General features: G+C 55.3%; 15 protein-coding genes. All 15 read right to left on the bottom strand.

What is annotated here, in order from left to right; all coding sequences use genetic code 11:
• Positions 1–223: 223 nt before the first annotated feature.
• The gene (gene rfbA / locus AC5O5R_RS06885) at positions 224–1,105 is read right to left on the bottom strand and encodes a glucose-1-phosphate thymidylyltransferase RfbA (RefSeq protein WP_494515116.1); all 882 of its coding nucleotides are present in this window, start codon (positions 1,103–1,105) and stop codon (positions 224–226) included.
• The gene (gene rfbD, locus AC5O5R_RS06880; protein ID WP_494515115.1) at positions 1,102–2,007 is read right to left on the bottom strand and encodes a dTDP-4-dehydrorhamnose reductase; all 906 of its coding nucleotides are present in this window, start codon (positions 2,005–2,007) and stop codon (positions 1,102–1,104) included. Before rfbD ends, rfbA begins: the two co-directional genes overlap by 4 nt.
• Positions 2,004–3,074 (bottom strand): dTDP-glucose 4,6-dehydratase, encoded by a 1,071-nt coding sequence (rfbB, locus tag AC5O5R_RS06875; protein WP_172285911.1) that lies wholly within the window; start codon positions 3,072–3,074, stop codon positions 2,004–2,006. The genes rfbD and rfbB overlap by 4 nt, the downstream gene beginning before the upstream one ends.
• Before the next feature lie 189 nt (positions 3,075–3,263).
• Entirely contained in the window at positions 3,264–5,276 is a 2,013-nt protein-coding gene (locus tag AC5O5R_RS06870) for a polysaccharide biosynthesis protein (RefSeq protein ID WP_494515114.1), read from the bottom strand.
• A gap of 6 nt (positions 5,277–5,282) precedes the next feature.
• Positions 5,283–6,296 carry an MraY family glycosyltransferase gene (locus tag AC5O5R_RS06865; protein ID WP_494515113.1) on the bottom strand — a complete coding sequence of 338 codons (1,014 nt, stop codon included), beginning with the start codon at positions 6,294–6,296 and terminating at the stop codon, positions 5,283–5,285.
• Positions 6,293–7,279 carry a UDP-glucose 4-epimerase family protein gene (locus AC5O5R_RS06860; protein WP_494515112.1) on the bottom strand — a complete coding sequence of 329 codons (987 nt, stop codon included), beginning with the start codon at positions 7,277–7,279 and terminating at the stop codon, positions 6,293–6,295. The genes AC5O5R_RS06865 and AC5O5R_RS06860 overlap by 4 nt, the downstream gene beginning before the upstream one ends.
• Entirely contained in the window at positions 7,276–8,436 is a 1,161-nt protein-coding gene (locus tag AC5O5R_RS06855; RefSeq protein WP_494515111.1) for a glycosyltransferase family 4 protein, read from the bottom strand. Before AC5O5R_RS06855 ends, AC5O5R_RS06860 begins: the two co-directional genes overlap by 4 nt.
• Positions 8,437–8,489: 53 nt before the next feature.
• Entirely contained in the window at positions 8,490–9,425 is a 936-nt protein-coding gene (locus AC5O5R_RS06850) for an NAD-dependent epimerase/dehydratase family protein (protein ID WP_494515110.1), read from the bottom strand.
• Positions 9,426–9,460: 35 nt separating this feature from the next.
• Positions 9,461–10,513 carry an EpsG family protein gene (locus AC5O5R_RS06845; RefSeq protein WP_494515109.1) on the bottom strand — a complete coding sequence of 351 codons (1,053 nt, stop codon included), beginning with the start codon at positions 10,511–10,513 and terminating at the stop codon, positions 9,461–9,463.
• Positions 10,513–11,304, bottom strand: a complete 792-nt coding sequence (locus AC5O5R_RS06840) for a glycosyltransferase family 2 protein (protein WP_494515108.1) — start codon at positions 11,302–11,304, stop codon at positions 10,513–10,515. Before AC5O5R_RS06840 ends, AC5O5R_RS06845 begins: the two co-directional genes overlap by 1 nt.
• Positions 11,305–11,366: 62 nt before the next feature.
• Positions 11,367–12,380 (bottom strand): polysaccharide biosynthesis protein, encoded by a 1,014-nt coding sequence (locus AC5O5R_RS06835; RefSeq protein WP_494515107.1) that lies wholly within the window; start codon positions 12,378–12,380, stop codon positions 11,367–11,369.
• Between the two features lie 20 nt (positions 12,381–12,400).
• Positions 12,401–13,258 (bottom strand): dTDP-4-dehydrorhamnose reductase family protein, encoded by an 858-nt coding sequence (locus AC5O5R_RS06830; protein WP_494515106.1) that lies wholly within the window; start codon positions 13,256–13,258, stop codon positions 12,401–12,403.
• 38 nt (positions 13,259–13,296) lie between these two features.
• On the bottom strand, positions 13,297–14,781 hold the full coding sequence (locus AC5O5R_RS06825; RefSeq protein WP_494515105.1) for a lipopolysaccharide biosynthesis protein: 1,485 nt from the start codon (positions 14,779–14,781) through the stop codon (positions 13,297–13,299).
• Between the two features lie 10 nt (positions 14,782–14,791).
• Complete coding sequence (locus AC5O5R_RS06820; RefSeq protein ID WP_494515104.1) at positions 14,792–16,009, bottom strand: glycosyltransferase family 2 protein; 1,218 nt, start codon at positions 16,007–16,009, stop codon at positions 14,792–14,794.
• 113 nt (positions 16,010–16,122) lie between these two features.
• Positions 16,123–17,175: an LPS O-antigen chain length determinant protein WzzB gene (locus AC5O5R_RS06815; protein WP_494515103.1), complete on the bottom strand. Its 1,053-nt coding sequence runs from the start codon at positions 17,173–17,175 to the stop codon at positions 16,123–16,125.
• Between the last annotated feature and the right edge of the window lie 97 nt (positions 17,176–17,272).

Below are 17,272 nucleotides of genomic sequence, written 5' to 3'. Positions count from 1 at the left end.
TGGGTGCGGGAAGAGGCTGAATGTCGCTGAGTGGCAGGGTGATGCGAGGGTTGGGGCTGTAGGAGGTGGCTTAATGCTATCGAGTTTTTCGGTGGGAGATTGGGTCATACGACACCCACCGATAGATGTAGCGACGGTGCGGCGATCCGATTTACCCGCGAGGCGCCGCGCGGGCGGCGCTCGGAGTTCAGAGACGATGAAAAGGCTAATGGCACGTCAATCCCTAGAAAACCGTGTCCCGAACCACCCGCTGCAGGTACTGGCCATACCCGTTCTTTGCCAGCGGTGCAGCAAGTGCTTCCAGTTGCCCCGCATCGATCCAGCCCTGGCGGAACGCCACTTCCTCCGGACAGGCTACCTTCAACCCTTGGCGCCGCTCGATGGTGGCAATGTAGCCGCTGGCCTCGAGCAGCGAGTCATGGGTGCCGGTGTCCAGCCATGCATACCCACGCCCCATGATTTCTACCGACAGACGGTTCTGCTCCAGGTAGGTGCGGTTCACATCGGTAATTTCCAGCTCGCCCCGCGCCGACGGCCTGATGCTCTTGGCAATCTCGACAACATCCTGGTCATAGAAATACAAGCCAGTGACAGCGTAGTTGGACTTGGGCCTGACCGGCTTCTCTTCCAGGCTGATCGCCCTGCCCTGCCCGTCGAACTCGACTACGCCATAACGCTCGGGGTCCTGCACGTGGTAGGCGAACACACTGGCACCCTCTCGGCAGTCCATCGCATGACGCAACAGCTGCTGGAAGTCATGGCCGTAATAGATATTGTCGCCCAACACCAACGCCGACAGGTCATTGCCGATGAATTCCCTGCCGATGAGAAAAGCCTGCGCCAGGCCGTCCGGCGAGGGCTGCACGGCGTAAGTGATGTCGAGGCCCCAGCGGTGGCCGTCGCCCAGCAGCTGCTCGAAGCGCGGGGTGTCTTGCGGGGTGGAGATGATCAGGATGTCGCGGATGCCGGCCAGCATCAGCGTGGTCAGCGGGTAATAGATCATCGGTTTGTCGTACACCGGCAGCAGTTGCTTGGAAATTGCCAGGGTCGCGGGGTGCAGGCGGGTACCTGACCCGCCTGCCAGAATGATGCCTTTACGCTTCATAGCCGTCCTTTCTCGTGGATTTCCGTCAGCATGCGGGCCACACCCAGGCGCCAGTCCGGCAGGGTCAGGGCGAAGGCCTTCTGCAGTTCATGGGTATCAAGGCGGGAGTTGCCCGGCCGCCTGGCCGGTGTGGGGTAGGCATCGGTGGTCAACGGGTTGACCTGTCCGGCGCCGGCTTGCAATGGCACGCCCAGGGCTGTCGCCTGCTCCAGCACATAGCGGGCGTAGCCGCACCAGCTGGTTTCACCGGCGGCGGCCAAATGATACAGGCCTGCCAGGGCCGGGTTGCGGCAGGTTGCGATGACGGCGTGGGCGGTGATGTCGGCGATCAGCTCGGCACCGGTCGGGGCGCCATACTGGTCATCGATCACGCCCAGGCTGTCGCGTTCCGCAGCCAGACGCAGCATGGTCCTGGCGAAGTTGTTGCCGCGGGCGGCATACACCCAGCAGGTGCGGAAAATCAGGTACCGGCAGCCAGCGGCCTGGATGGCCTGCTCGCCGGCAAGCTTGCTGGCGCCGTAAACATTCAGCGGGCCGACAGCATCGTCTTCGCGCCAGGGCCGGCTGCCCTGCCCCGGGAACACATAGTCGCTGGAATAATGCACCAGCAAGGCGCCACATTCGGCGGCGGCGCGCGCCAACACGCCGACGGCATCGGCGTTTATCCTGAACGCTTGCTCGCGCTCGCTTTCAGCCCTGTCCACAGCGGTGTAGGCGGCAGCATTGACGATGACGTCGGGGGCGTAGCCACGTACGGTTTCGGCCAGGCCTGGCAGATTGCCCAGGTCGCCACAATGCACCGTGCTGCGGGCATTCAGCGCCAACAGCTGGCCCAGCGGCGCCAGGCTGCGTTGCAGCTCCCAGCCTACCTGGCCGTCCTTGCCCAGCAGCAGTACCTTCATGCAGTACGCCCTGCGTAGTTTTTCTCGACCCAGTCGCGGTAGCTGCCAGACTGTACGCCCTCCACCCACTGCGGGTTGTCGAGGTACCAAGCGACGGTTTTACGGATCCCGCTCTCGAACGTTTCGGCGGGTTTCCAGCCCAGCTCGCGCTCCAGCTTGCGGGCGTCGATGGCGTAGCGGCGGTCATGCCCGGGGCGATCGGTAACGTAGCTGATCTGTGCCGCGTAGGGCTTGCCATCGGCGCGGGGGCGCAGTTCGTCCAGCAGCGCACAGACGCGCCTGACGATCTCCAGGTTGGGCATTTCGTTCCAGCCGCCCACGTTGTAGACCTCGCCAGGCACGCCGGCGTCCAGCACGCGGCGGATGGCGCTGCAGTGGTCCTTGACGTACAGCCAGTCGCGAATCTGCTGGCCGTCGCCGTACACCGGCAACGGCTTGCCGGCCAGGGCATTGACGATCATCAGCGGGATGAGCTTTTCCGGGAAGTGGTACGGGCCATAGTTGTTCGAGCAGTTGGTGGTGAGCACCGGCAGGCCATAGGTGTGACGATACGAGCGCACCAGGTGGTCGCTGGCGGCCTTGCTCGCCGAGTACGGGCTATTGGGCTGGTATTGATGGGTTTCGGTAAAGGCCGGTTCGCCGGCGGCCAACGAGCCGTACACTTCGTCGGTAGACACATGCAGGAACCGGAACGCCTGCCGGGCCTGCTCAGCCAGGCCGCCCCAGTAGGCGCGTACGGCTTCGAGCAGCTGGAAGGTCCCGACCACGTTGGTCTCGATGAAGGCCTGCGGGCCGTGAATCGAACGGTCGACGTGGGACTCGGCGGCAAAATTGACGACCGCGCGGGGCTGGTGGGTTTTCAGCAGTTCTGCGACCAGCCCGCTGTCAGCAATGTCGCCATGCACAAAGATATGCCGGTCGTTGCCTTGCAGGCTGCTCAAGGTTTGCAGATTGCCTGCGTAGGTGAGTTTGTCCAGGTTGACCACAGCCTCATCGCTGCCCGCCAGCCAGTCCAGCACGAAGTTTGCCCCGATGAAGCCTGCACCGCCGGTTACCAGAATGGTCATGTTTGTCTGCTTCCGCTGTCAGGTCTGCTTTTCCACTTTCAGGATTCTAGCCTGTCGGTGGATGCTTGGAGAGCGAAGGCGATGTCATTGTGATACTTGGCTGGAAACCAGCAGGTTGGGCACCGGCTTTCCCGGTGTTCGCGAGTAAACCCGCACCTACACCGGGGGAGCGTCAGGCTGCAGATGTAATCAGGGCTCCAGGCGGCGCTGCTGGTAGATCCAGTCGACGATCTCGCCTTCTGGGGTGTAGCCGCTCACGCTCTCGCGCAGCAACTGACGCACCCGCACAAAATCATCCGCCGCTGCCGCCGCCATCAATTGCCGCAGCGACTCCTTGAGCGTGTCCCAGGCCAGGAAGTCTTCGTTTGCACTCATGATCATCGGGTGGCGCGTGGCGATCACGTTGTCGCCGATCAGCAGCTCTTCATACAGCTTCTCCCCCGGCCGCAGCCCAGTGAACTGGATGGCGATGTCGCCCATCGGGTTACGCTCGGAGCGCACGCTGAACCCTGTCAGGTGAATCATCTTCTCGGCCAGCTCGACAATTTTCACCGGCTCGCCCATGTCCAGCACGAACACATCGCCGCCCTTGCCCATGGACCCGGCCTGGATCACCAGCTGCGCGGCCTCGGGAATGGTCATGAAGTACCGGGTGATCTTCGGGTGGGTGACGGTCAACGGGCCACCGGCCTTGATCTGCTTGTGGAACAGCGGGATGACCGAGCCCGAAGAGCCCAGCACATTGCCGAAGCGAACCATGGTGAAGCGGGTCTTGTTGACCTGCGATACGTTGCCGCTGTCGCCGAACAGCACAGGGGCCACTTCGCGGCTGAGGGCCTGCAGGGTCATTTCGGCCAGGCGCTTGGTGCTGCCCATCACATTGGTCGGGCGCACCGCCTTGTCGGTGGAAATCAGCACGAAGTTGGCAACCCCGGCCTGCAAGGCCGCCTGGGCGGTGTGCAGGGTGCCGATGACGTTGTTCATCAGGCCTTCGGCAATGTTGTGTTCCACCATCGGCACGTGTTTGTAGGCAGCGGCGTGGTAGACGGTGTCGACGTGCCAGGTTTTCATGATGTCGAAAAGCTGCGATTGGTTGCGTACCGAACCGAGAATCGGGATCAGGCTAACTGACAAAGACTCGCGAGCAACCCGCTGCTCCAGCTCCGAGAGGATGCTGTAGAGGTTGAATTCACTGTGATCGAATAGCAGCAATGTCTTGGGCGATTGGCCCAGAATCTGGCGGCAGAGCTCAGAACCAATCGAACCACCGGCGCCCGTGACCAACACTTTTTGATCGATAATACAGTGCTCGAGGAGGTCACTCTGCGCAGGCACCGCATCACGCCCCAGCAAGTCAGCAATATCGACTTCCTGGATGTCATCTACCTTGACCTTGCCGCTGGCTAGGTCTGCGAACGCAGGCACACTTCGCACATGCAGCGGGAACGCTTCGAGGAAATTGAGAATTTCTCGTCGACGGGTGCGCGTGGAGGACGGAATGGCCAGTAATATTTCCTGCGCGCCAGTCGCATCAATGAGCTTTTCCAACTGGTCAGGGTGATAAACCTGCAAGCCAGCAATCACGCGGTCGGTAATGCTCGCGTCATCGTCAATGAAGGCCACCGGGCGCATGGTTTTGTCCATCCTCAGCGCTGTAACCAGTTGATTACCCGCAGCGCCGGCACCGTAGATCGCGACGCGAAGAAGGCCATCGTCTCTGGTTGTAAAAGGCACATGCTGAACTGCAGCAGAGAACCAATCCCCCAGGAAATATTGGCGCATGGCCAGGCGCATCCCCCCGACCAGGATCAGGCTAAGCCACCAGTAATTGAAGGTTATTGAACGCGGCACCACGCTCTGGTGGTTGCCAACCCAATAAATGATGAACCCGAGAATCAGCGCTGAAAGCGTGACCGCTTTGATGATGGCGATCAATGCATCGTTACCAAAGTAACGCATTACCGCGCGGTAGAGACCAAAGCGGATAAACAGCGGGATCGATACTACCGGAGCAGTAATAAACAACCACGCGTGATCGATGATCGGGTTGGCCAGATCGTCGATGCCGAGCCGAACCACGAAGGCGAGCCAGAGCGCTCCCCAGATCAACAGAACATCGGTGGTCAATTGCAGGAGCCGTTTCTGGCGCCGCGTGAGCTGTAGAAGCCAACTGCGCATCTTGTTATTGCCTCTCTGTGTCATGTGAAGTCAGGCCTCCCGCTGGCCGGCTTTGAACTTCAGCGCCAGACCTGCCAACGGCAGGTAGGCGATCAGCAAGCCCACAAGCCCGTCCAGAAACCCTGAGCCTACCAGCAACGCGAGTGGCATCAGCCAGAGGATGTTGATCAGCAGCACGCTGATGGTAACTACCCGATGGCTTTTGTATTGCCTGGAAGCGTACTGATAGGCATGGCTTCGATGAGCTTCGTGAACCTTCTCGCCGCGCAGCAACCTTCTGAGCAGGGTCCAGGTGGCATCGACAATGAACACTCCCAAGAGTATCAACCAACTCCAGAAAAACGTAGGTGAGATCCAGGTGGCGTGAAGAGCAAGCAACCCGATGATGATCCCCAAAAAGCCACTGCCAGCATCTCCCATGAAGATTTTGGCGGGGGGGAAATTCCACACAAGAAAGCCTGCAACGGCAGCAAGCAGCAAGCCGCAAAGCCACAGTTGAGAGGTATCCCCCCCCAGCAGGCAGAGCAAGGCGCCGCCTGTGCATACCGTCACTGCCTGGCAGCTCGCCAACCCATCGATACCGTCCATGAAGTTGTACAGGTTGAGCAACCACACCAGGTAAACAGCAGCCAGCACATGACCTACCCACCCCAGGTTGAAAATCACTCCGAACAGCTCAAGAGGGGGGGCACCACCCAACCAGGCCAGCCCCCAGGCTGCAGCGCTGAAGTGCCCAAGCAATCGCCAGCGCGCCGGTACGTGACCATGGTCGTCAAGAAATCCTACCAGAGCAGCGATAACGCCAGCGCCCAGAAGACCACCTACCCATGCTCCGGACACCGCACCGAAATACCCGAGCACCAGAAGACCCAGAAGGAACGAAACCACGATGGCAACGCCACCACCGCGGGGAGTGGGCACTGTGTGTGAACTGCGGGCATTAGGCACATCGATCATGCTTGCGGACAGCGCATACCGCCGCAGGGCGCCAGTCAAAAAATACGATGCGATTGCAGCCACGGGTAATAACAACCAAATGCTCATGCGGATTCCTGCTGACGATAGTCTTCAACGGTGCGCTTCAACTCTTCTGAAACCGACAACAGCGGCTGCCACCCAAGCAGCTTCCTGTTCTTTTCAATGTCTACAGTCAGCGAGCCACAAAGCCGATCAATTTCGGCTTTTTTCCCAGCCATCGCCGCCAGGCCCGTCAGCAAGCTCAATGGAAAGGGAAGCAGGTGCGGTCGCTTGCCAAGCGCACCAGCGACTTTCTCCAACAGTGCCGGAGTCGACAGGTCCTCGCCATCCGATACCAAGAACACGTTGTTAGCCGCATTGGGGTGATCAATGCAATGGATCAGGAACGCGACAAGGTTCCCCAAGCCTACCAGGCTTCGTTTGTTGTTCACGCTTGCCAACGGCAGCGGGATACCACGATCCATCCACCTGATCATCCTGAGAAAGTTGGCCTTTACTCCAGGCCCGTAGATGAGTGGCGGTCGCACGATGACCACATCCATGCTGGTTTCGGAGGCCAATCTCAACAGCCCCTGTTCAGCCTCCCACTTGGATACTCCATATGGATCACTCGGTGAGCAGCTATCCTGCGCCGTGAACGGGACAGTACTCGTTCGCTCACCATTGACCTTGATGGAGCTCAAGTAGATGAATCGCCGTACACCCGCCTTCGCTGCCTGTCGAGCGAGCGCGAGGGTGCCGTCTACATTGACCTGACGGAACGCAGCCAAGGGATCATTCGTGGTTTCGTTCATCACATGTACACGCGCCGCGCAGTGCACCACGACATTTACGCCTTCGAGTGCCGCCGACCAATCCGTGTCGCCATCGATCGATGGCACGCTCATGCCACCTGTCAGGCCGACGAATGTGCCAGGCTTTCTGCGATACTGGGCGATTACATCAAAGCGCCCTGCATTCACAAGGCCGTTCACCAGCGCGGCGCCTACGAACCCCGTGGAGCCTGTCACCAAAACGCGTTCACCGGCTGACTGCGCTGAGTAACTCACTTGTAAAATCCTTCATACTGTTCGATGAGTAGCGCTGAGCAGTGCCCGGAATCAAAATCCCTTCTCGCCCGCTCTTTTGCTTTTGATGACATGGTGATCCGCCGGTCGGGGTCCGATAGCAATCCGCCAATCGCATCTGCCAGCGCGGTGCTGTCTCGTACGGGAACCAGCAGCCCCGTCTCGCCGTCAACGATGGCATCGCTGAGACCATAGACGTCGGTTCCGACCGTCGGCACGCCCATTGCTGCTGCTTCAATCACCACCGTACCGAAGCCTTCACGGTAGCTTGGCAAACACAGCAGATCTGCAACTGCCATGAATTTTTCGGGTTCTGCCTGCAGGCCGAGCACCTTTACATGCGAAACGTTACCCCCAGCTAAATGAGACTCCACTACCTCCCGCCCATCAGCTTCGTATGGGCCGACCATCAGCAGGTAGAGATCGGGGTGTGCAGCCCTGACGCTGGTAAAGGCCTCCATGAGCTCGCGGATGCCTTTGTCAGGGGTAACCCTGCCAACGAATAGAATGACCTTGGCTTGATCAGGAATTGCGAGTTCTGTACGAGTCTGGGCAATCAAAGCAGGCGGAAACCGCTGGGCGTCGAACCGATTGATATCCACTCCAGCCAGGGAGCCGACGCCAATTACAGAGAGCTTCCGTTCCGGGACCACACCCTCACGGATCAGAAAATCGCGTTGGCTGGCACTGTCGGCAAAATTATGGCTGTTTAAATTTGCAATCAGTCTGTCGCAGAACTTGAGCAAATGCCTCTTTACGCCCGTCATTGTTACCCAAGGCTGACCAGTAAAGGTGTGCAGGCGCACTTTCACACCAGCGATCCGCCCGGCAATCGCCGCCAGCAAACCCGCTTTAGGGGTAGTAGAGTGAACGATATCGTAGCGCTGCTTACGAAAAAGAATGACTAGCCGCACCAGGCTGCGCAAATCTCTCAATGGGCTGATTTCACGGGCGATTTCAACGGGAATAAACTGGAGACTCTGTTGGGACCGCAACAACTCACTCATATCGTCGTTACTGGCGACGACATCGACTTTTGCTCCGGCCTCATTCAGCGCTCGCAGCTGAGCGCTAAGCTGCGTTACTACAAAAAACGGAACCGTCGAAATCCGTGCTACCCGTAAACCCTTGATCGACATGACCTACTTCCCAATACGCTATTCAATATTATTTTGCTTAACAAGTTTATTTTTTAGAGCACTTCACCAATGCACAAAGGAACACTGTACTGAGGAACAAAACCCAGATCACGACGAATTTTATCTGCCGGGTAAGCAGTCCGGTTGGTCAGTGCATCGACACGACTCTGCGTCAGTGGTAAACGCAAGATATTACCCGCAAGCCACACTCCCGCCCTCACGAGAGTCTCAGGAAACCTGATCCGAGGCGGAGGTACGCCTTGGCAAACGGCGAGAGCTTCTACCACTTCCCGCAGCTGGCAATCATTAGACAAATTGTAAATCTGCTTCGCCGCCCGTGAATCGGTAGCGCAGCATACAAGAGCGGAAGCTACATCATCGGCATGTATATACGTCGCAATGGCATCTTCATAGCCTACGTAAAAAAAGAGCTTTTTACGAATGATCTTGGCCAACTGCCGAATAGATTGATTTGGCATGTCACCGGCAAAGACATTGGACGGCCTGAGAATCACCCAGTCAGCCATGCCACCTTGGAACGCAGGGTGCGTCATGATCAGTTCGTCAGCCTCAGTCTTGGTGACCTCGTACATTCCTTGCGGATTAGGCGGGGTTTGCTCATTGACTATTCGACTTTGCGCTGGCGCCGGTCCGTATGCGCCAACGCTGCTCAATTGAACCCAACGCACGGGATCCTTTCTACGGCCCATGGCTTCCATCAGCCGCCGCGTGGAATCCACGTGCAGGGCGGACATCAATTGTTCATTCTTGATTTCACCTGCACAGTTGATGATCACCTGGCAGCCCTCTATGAGAAGGTCAACGTCCAGGGTGTTGCTTGTGAGGTCGCCAACAACGATTTCTTGATGCTCTCCCGCCTTGGCACCGGCGGTGCGGGTCAAGGTACGAATCGAGTGCGCCTGCTCGCTCAGAACTCTCACTACCCGAGACCCAATGAACCCATTCGCACCCAACACAAGAATTTTCAAGCGCCCGCTCCTTTGACGATAATTACTGCATCAACCTACATGCCACTGAGTACGTCCAGCAGATGATAGGGCAGAAATGGGCTTGGTCCTTGCCCTGACTCCTGAAGGTAGTTCCTGTAGCTACCGATCATCGCCAGAAGCCCTACAGCGGACAAGCCTACTTTGATGACCCAGTCGAAAGAGCGTTCATTATCGTTATAGGCTACCAAAACAGCCAACGGTAACGAAAAAGACAATAAATCAAGAAAGCGGAGCCCTGCATAACTGATGCTGGCCAAGCCCACAAATGCGACTGTTAACACTGAGGTAAGCAGCACGATTTTCAGCTTGTCATGACGGGGCATGTGAGACGCTGCCACCGCAATCAGCATCACTGCTATCACCAAGACCTTGCTCATGCCAGAAAATCTGCCAGGCGAGGAAACTGCGCTGTAAGCGGCGATCTTCATCAGAAAATAGTCGCTTTTAAGGACCAGAACCAGGCCCACGCACGCAATGAAACCGACGCCAGCCAGTAAAGTACTCCAGCGGGCCCAAGGCATGCGTAGCAGCATCAGGTAGGCGACATTGAATAGCGACGAGTAATGGAAGCCCAATGCAATAAGCGAGAGCCCACCGCGCTTGGTGTAATCAAATTTGCGCACATATTGAAACGCCAACAGTAAAAATACACTCGCCAACCCTAAACGCAACGTATTCATACTGTACTGATAAATGAACGACGGCAGAAAACACGACAATAAAAAAAATCGCTCATTGGCATTGGATCGCAGAAGATAATAGAACAGCACACCAAAGAGCAGAAGCCCAAATAGCCGGACAGCCCCTACCCCAGAGCCTGTGAAGTTTTTGAAAAGCCAGCCCAGAAACGTGAATGCCGGCTCGACGCCCCCTCGCAAGCCTTCGATGTCTAGCGAATCCAACATCCACTCATAGGTATTGGTATCGGTACCGACTGCGCCCCTCAAGACTGCGAGTACTGCAACATAGAAAATCACCAGTGCCACGGGCAAGCGGCTTCTATTCCTGGTGATTTCGGAAGCAATAAGCGCCAGCAACATCATCGCCCAGCCGACAATATAGATCATTAATTTCTTCGCAGTGATGAGTTAATGATGCGCCTGATGAACTTCAGCAGGGACCACGTCACCGCTGAACAGAACGGCAAGACGCCTATCCTGCCCGCCCTCAGCAGCGCCACGTGGACGCCCAGCTCTCCTTTTTCCATGGACCAAAGCTGCCCGCTCAAACCCGAATCACCGTAGACAGGCTTGAATGTCCTGACCAAGGGAAAATCCATATTGAAGCATCTGCCGCCAGAGAAAAGAATATCTGACCAGAGATGATAATCTTCGCAAAATCGTTTTCCATGCTTGAAACGACTTTCTATATCTCGACGCAACATAACCGAGGAGGTTGTGAAACGATTTGAAAAAAGTAATTGTCGCTCGCCGACCTCGGTGAATAAAACGCTATCAACCTGCGGCTCATCTCGCAAACCCGCGCCAAAGCACTGACCCAACAGGCTTACATCAGGATTCCCTTCAAGCCACTGGTACTGAAGCTCGACCTTACGAGGATGCCAGCAATCATCCGAATCCAGAAAAGCCACATACCGGCCCACTGCCTGTTCCCAACCCGCATTACGGGCGTTGCCAGGACCAACATTCTGCGATAAAGCAATCACCTTCACCCAGCTCGAAGGGTACTTCTTTTGCTCTTCATACAGCTTGTCGAGTGTATCATCAGGACTGCAGTCATCGACCAGAATGACCTCAGTCGGCCTCATGGTTTGATTGTAAACCGACTCGATGGCACGTGTAATCGATGCCCTGCTTCGATAGCAAGGGATAATGACACTGACAGAAGCATTGGACACCGTTAACCACCTTCTTCCACTTCAAACCATGACACACGCGACCACTCGACTGACGACACGCACTACGCCTTCAGTTCATTCTGAATGTATTCCAATTTCAACAGCGTCTCCTTGATCTGCTCAATCGAAAGCAGGGAGGTATTGTGCGAGGTATAGTCGTCAAGATGGGAAACTTCTTCCTCACCATTAGAGGCGTACTTCTCATAATTCAGGTCACGATTATCGGCTGGAATTCGATAGTAACGACCCATATCCTCTGCCTTGGCCATTTCTTCACGAGATATCAACGACTCGTAGAGCTTTTCACCATGACGCGTACCAATGACTTTAATTTCAGTGGTCAGCGCAAACAATTGCTGAAGCGCTTGAGCCAAGTCACCCACCGTCGAAGCAGGCGCCTTCTGCACAAAGATATCGCCTTGCTGGGAGTGCTCAAATGCGTGCAACACCAAGTCAACCGAGTCCTCGAGCGACATCAGGAAACGCGTCATGTTCGGGTCTGTGACGGTTAACGCCTGGCCGCTTTTCAGCTGATTGACGAACAGTGGTATTACCGAGCCTCGAGACGCCATCACGTTGCCGTAGCGGGTAGCACAAATCACCGTCGGCGAACTCTCGGGAATCATTCTGGACTTGGCAATCACCAACTTCTCCGCCAACGCCTTGGAGATCCCCATCGCATTGATTGGGTAAACCGCCTTGTCAGTGCTCAAGACAACGACACGTTTGACCTTGCATTCCACTGCGGCATTGAGCACATTCTCGGTACCCAACACATTTGTTTTTACAGCTTCCATCGGGAAAAATTCGCAAGACGGAACTTGTTTGAGGGCAGCCGCATGGAATATGTAGTCCACACCGATCATGGCCTGCATCAAACTGGCGTAATCACGCACATCGCCAATGTAGAACTTCACCTTGTCATTACCCAAGGCAATCCGCATGTCTTCTTGCTTTTTTTCGTCACGGCTGAAAATTCTGATCTCCTTGACATCGGTATCAAGGAAGCGCTTTAGCACTGTATTACCGAAGGAGCCTGTGCCACCGGTAATCATCAAAACCTTATTTTTGAACATGTCTACGCCCCGGCAATTCGTTATTTAAAGTCACGCATACGAGTGATCAAATCATCCCAGCAAGGGGGGACATACCCCACCGCCTTGCGGAACCGCGTCGAATCCAGGGACCGGTCGATGACCAGCGCATCATCCGCTGTGATCGTGACGGTCTTGCCATAGATTCTTGCGACCTTCTCCAGGAGCGAATACTTATCTATCGCCTCGGCAGACACATGATAAAGGCCGTGTAACGCTGCATTCGGCAATACGTAGTCGCTGATGACACGCCCGATCTCGACGGTGGGCAGCCCCGAAAAAACTGCTCGCTGGTAGCCCTTTACCGGGCCCGACTGTGACAAAAACCAATCAATAAGCGATTTGCTGCTTGTCAGTTCATGACCAATTATTGAAGTCCGCAGCGTAATGGCATTGGTTGCCTCGGAGACTTCGCCAATATATTTCGACTTACCGTAAAGGTCTTCAGCATCAGAAACATCCGACTCGGTGTACATCCCGCGCGTGCCGGAAAACACGCAATCTGTACTGATATGCACCAAGCGCGCGCCAGCCAAGCTGGCCACTTTCTGCAACCGATGAGGTAGCAACGCATTGATAGGCAATACGGCGAGAGGGTCGTTCGCAGTTGCTAACTGTTTAATTAGACCGGTGCAGTTAATAATAACATCGGGGCGTTGTTGACTGACAACATCCAGCATTTCGTCTTGATTGAGGACATCGACACCAATCAGTAAACGGCTTTGCTCAGCGGCCGAAAAAAAACGCAATGTCGCTGCACTGCGGACGGTACCCCATGCCTGGTAACGCGAGTCCGACACCAGATGCCTGAATACCGCGTTCCCTAACATCCCGGATGCACCGAGAACCATGATTTTCATTGTCATTCTCCCTGATCTTGAAAGCCTATACGGTCACGTCACCTGAGTCCAGCGAGGTGCCTTCGAAAAATTAGCCCACTGACTGCGCACAGCGCAGCAGACGAAAGGCACGTAACGATTACAACTGTCAGCCCGCTGTTCATCCATAACGAATTGAGGAAAAACAGACCATTCGCCAAAACCGCGGTAGCCGACACGGACGCGAGGCAAGTGGTGTAAGCCCTTCGCAACCAGGAGAAGCGACGACATGTGAAATATACGGTGCAGACGAGTGAAAACAAATTGTAAAAAACCCAGGTATACCCGCCCCCTACGGCTCCAAAATTGGACACTAGTACAGGAAGCGCCAGCAACATGAAAGGCATCGACACCAGATTCAGACGGAATGACAGTGATGTCCAGCTTGCCGCTAGCTGAAGCGCGAAAGGAATTATCAACAGAGACTGCATCGCAGTACCCAGCAGAAGCCAAGGCAACACAGATGCCATGCCATCTGCCAGAAACCCCTCAAATAAGATGTGCAGTACGGGTCGAGCGAACCAAAATACCGCAGCGCACATAATCGTCATCACGACCGAAAACAAGACTAATGCCGCGCGAAATATTTTTTCTATATCTTCGTATCTATCCAGCCGCAAATGGGTTGAGAAGCGGGGAAACAATACTGCATTGAAGGCGGTGGAAAATATGTAGGGGAACCCCGCCACTGTAGCTGCCAGGCTATAGTATGCATACTCATCCAACCCCAGTGCGCCACTCATGAATATTTTATCGTACTGCACCGTCACTATGGACGTCAGAGAGATCAGGAATACCCCTCGACTAAATGCCAGCCCGTGAGCCACATACTTCAAGCGAGTTCTCGCACGCCCAATGACGCCGCACTTCATCAACACAACTAACAACGCAACTACATAAAATACCTGAACAATCACCTGAATCTGGAAATAGCCAACCACGCCTTCTACATGCGGAATCCAACCGAGCACCAACAAGACACCGAGCGTTCGCATCAATGAGTACGGAATGTAAATCTTGTTTAACGAGAGCTGCAACTCTTTCCCGGCGAAAACGCCTTGCAGTAGCATCACAGGTAGGTTCAGACCAATAAATACCGCCATACAGTACACGCAATAAATCGCCTGCTGTTCGGTAATCATTGAGAGTTTGAGCCATTTTGTTACCAGAAAGGGCGCCGCCGCCGCAATCGCCAATCCAGCAACAACCCCCAGCCCTGCAAACACCAGCAGATACGTGTTCACCAACGCAAAGACTGGGCGCCGGGTACGCGCAGCCGAATGCTTGCCTCTTAAACTCGCCAGACGCTGGATCACGCTACTGGTGAGCCCACCTTCCAGCACCATCAGCACCATCAATAGCGTGGTAAAAAAACCGACCAAGCCAACAGCCTCAGCACCCAATACGTGCGCAGCGACAGGTAGCGAAATCAAACTCGCCAACGCATAAATCAGCTTTCCGGAAAAACTGGCAAGCAGCAGCGATGATAGATTGGCAATCTTCATGAACGCGTCATCACCTGCTACCCCTAGCCACCACAGTCGAATCATCACGCTGCGCTGCTGCCGTCAAGAGGGCGGGAAGGCGCTGATCCAGCGCTTGCCTGGCAAGGTAGACATCATCTACAACCGCGACGACTTCGCGACCGTTGCTGGCTTTAGGCCTCAATACACGCTTGAACCTTGCGAAAGCATATTTGCATAGAACCCTGATGAACTCCGAAGCAATCCGCACAGCGCCTACCTGCGTATTGCCACTTTGAAGGGCTGCCCGCCGTGCCGAAAAGACCTCCCTGGCGTAATCACGGTGATGGAACAAGCACAGTGCGTAGAGCCTGGCCAAATTAAACTGATCCTGACGTGTTCTTTCACTCAAGCCCTCAAGGGTCGCCCAGGCGGCATGCGCCCAAACCGTCTCGACACTGAAAAACATCGGCAACTCTGCTGGCCACTCAAGATCGGTGAATGGCTTCATGTGTGGGTCGCTTTTCAGATCACCCTTATGTTTACCCATGGCGCTACGCCCACTGTTACTCCCCCCCCCACCTCCCGGCATGGTGAAAGGAAAGTCCATAAGCGAATAATTCGTGCCGATCATCGCCAGTGATATCGATGCAGACATGTCCGGGCTTGTGCCGTAAAATATTTTTCCACTGCGCTCACGAAGTTCATCCAACAGACTGCGCTTCACCAGCCCATGATAGAGTTTTGGCAACGCATCAGTTCCTTGGCACGCGTCTCGCAGCGCTACATCCAAACGCTGCTTTACATCGTGCTGGACACACTGGCCAGTGAAATCATCCAGGTAAATGCGCCCGGCATGTGCTGCACCGTAGAACTTCGTCCGAAAGTCAGGCCAGTAATAAAAAGCCTTCACTTGCGGCGTCAGCATGCCAATATTTTGCGCGCGTGCATAATCTGCCGCGTCGATAATTCTTTCAGAAACCGTATCGTCGTCGCCGATCAAGCAGACGTATTCACCTTCGGCCAAGGCGATCGCACGCTCATGATTTTCGGTCATGGACAGGCGGCTTTTCCAGTGGACATAAACCAAACGGGTATCTGTCTGAGCCGCCGCCCACGTCGCAAGAGCACATTCATCATTACTGGTGTCATGCACTACAATCTGAAGGCGATCGCTTTGGATCTCGAGCAGGCTTTTCACGCAAGGGATCGCGTATTTTGAGCGGTTGTGGGTTGGCACTACCACTGTAACTAAGTATCGCTCACTCATTTTCAAACGAACCCTTTGCTAGTTTTATATCTGCGAAAGTCTGACCCATGCTCAGCCACCCATGGCCGTGCGCTCAAGACCGCATTGCTATAGCAATCATCATCACCCCACCGCTAGCCCCGCAAACGCGCCTGACGGTAAATCCACGCTTCGCGAACGAGCGCCACGAACAAGCCCAAGAACAAGCCAGAGAACAGCCCTACCATCACCAGCAACGCCTTTCGTGGTTTGACAGGCCTTTCTGGCATCTCCACCACGCCATCTTGGCGATAAACGGAAAACTGGTCGGGATTGATTTTCGTGGAACGGTACACGGACACCAGCTCCTCGCGCTCACGAAGGTTACTTACGAATGGATCATCAGATGATCGTGCTTCCAGATTTTGAATTTCCGATGCCAGAGCTTTGCTGCCGCGCATGTACATCAACGACCCATTCATGCCTGCAGAAACCTCGCCGGAAAGGCCACTTTCGATTATCGGTGGCTTTTCCAGGCCAATCGACCTGGATATTCTCAACGCCTCTGTCAACTGGGCAATACGGTCGGCCCGCTCCAGCTTGGCGCTAGCGCGCGCAGAGTCAATGGATCGTTGCAGGTTGTTAGCTTCTACCTGGAAATCAGAAACTACCCGCTCAATGAGGTCCTTTTTTGCCTGATCGCTTGCCAACTCGGCATATCGTACAGCCCAATCAGCGGCTTGCTTGGGGTCTTCTGCCAGGACAGTGACCGATCCCCGCTGCTCAGATTTACTGACATCCACCACAAATTGGCCGTTGAACTTTGCATAGAGCCCCGCTTGCGGGCCACTCCGAACACTCTCGCTCAGGCCGGGCAAATATACACGCTGATAAAAGGCCTGCCTCAAAGCGTCAGACTGAAGATTGCGCTCGAACACATCGCTAACTTGTTTCGCGGTAATAGGCAACAACAGCCCCTTACCTTCTCCTCGACCAATATTCAATTGATTGATGTCACTGTCGAGAGGAGGTTGAAGGAAGATTTTGGTTTGATATACCGGTGTCACCGCAACCGCATAAATACCGAAGATAGCCGTCACCGCCAACGTGATCAATAGAACTAACCACCGCTGACGCCACACCCCAACGACCAAATCGAAAATGTCAAAATCACGCTCTTTGTTCAGGCGCTCGAGGTCATTGCGCATTTCTTTTATTTTTCCTTGATTCCGACATCTGGGGAGAAACTCTTGGTATACCAGGCAGCGCCTGCTTTCTGGCAGGCCGTCAGGCACGATAGCTAAA

The sequence above is a fragment of the Pseudomonas sp. 8_5_2 genome, from assembly GCF_059295255.1.
Note: the sequence above shows the minus strand (reverse complement) of the source record. Positions and strands in the feature narration are given on the sequence as shown.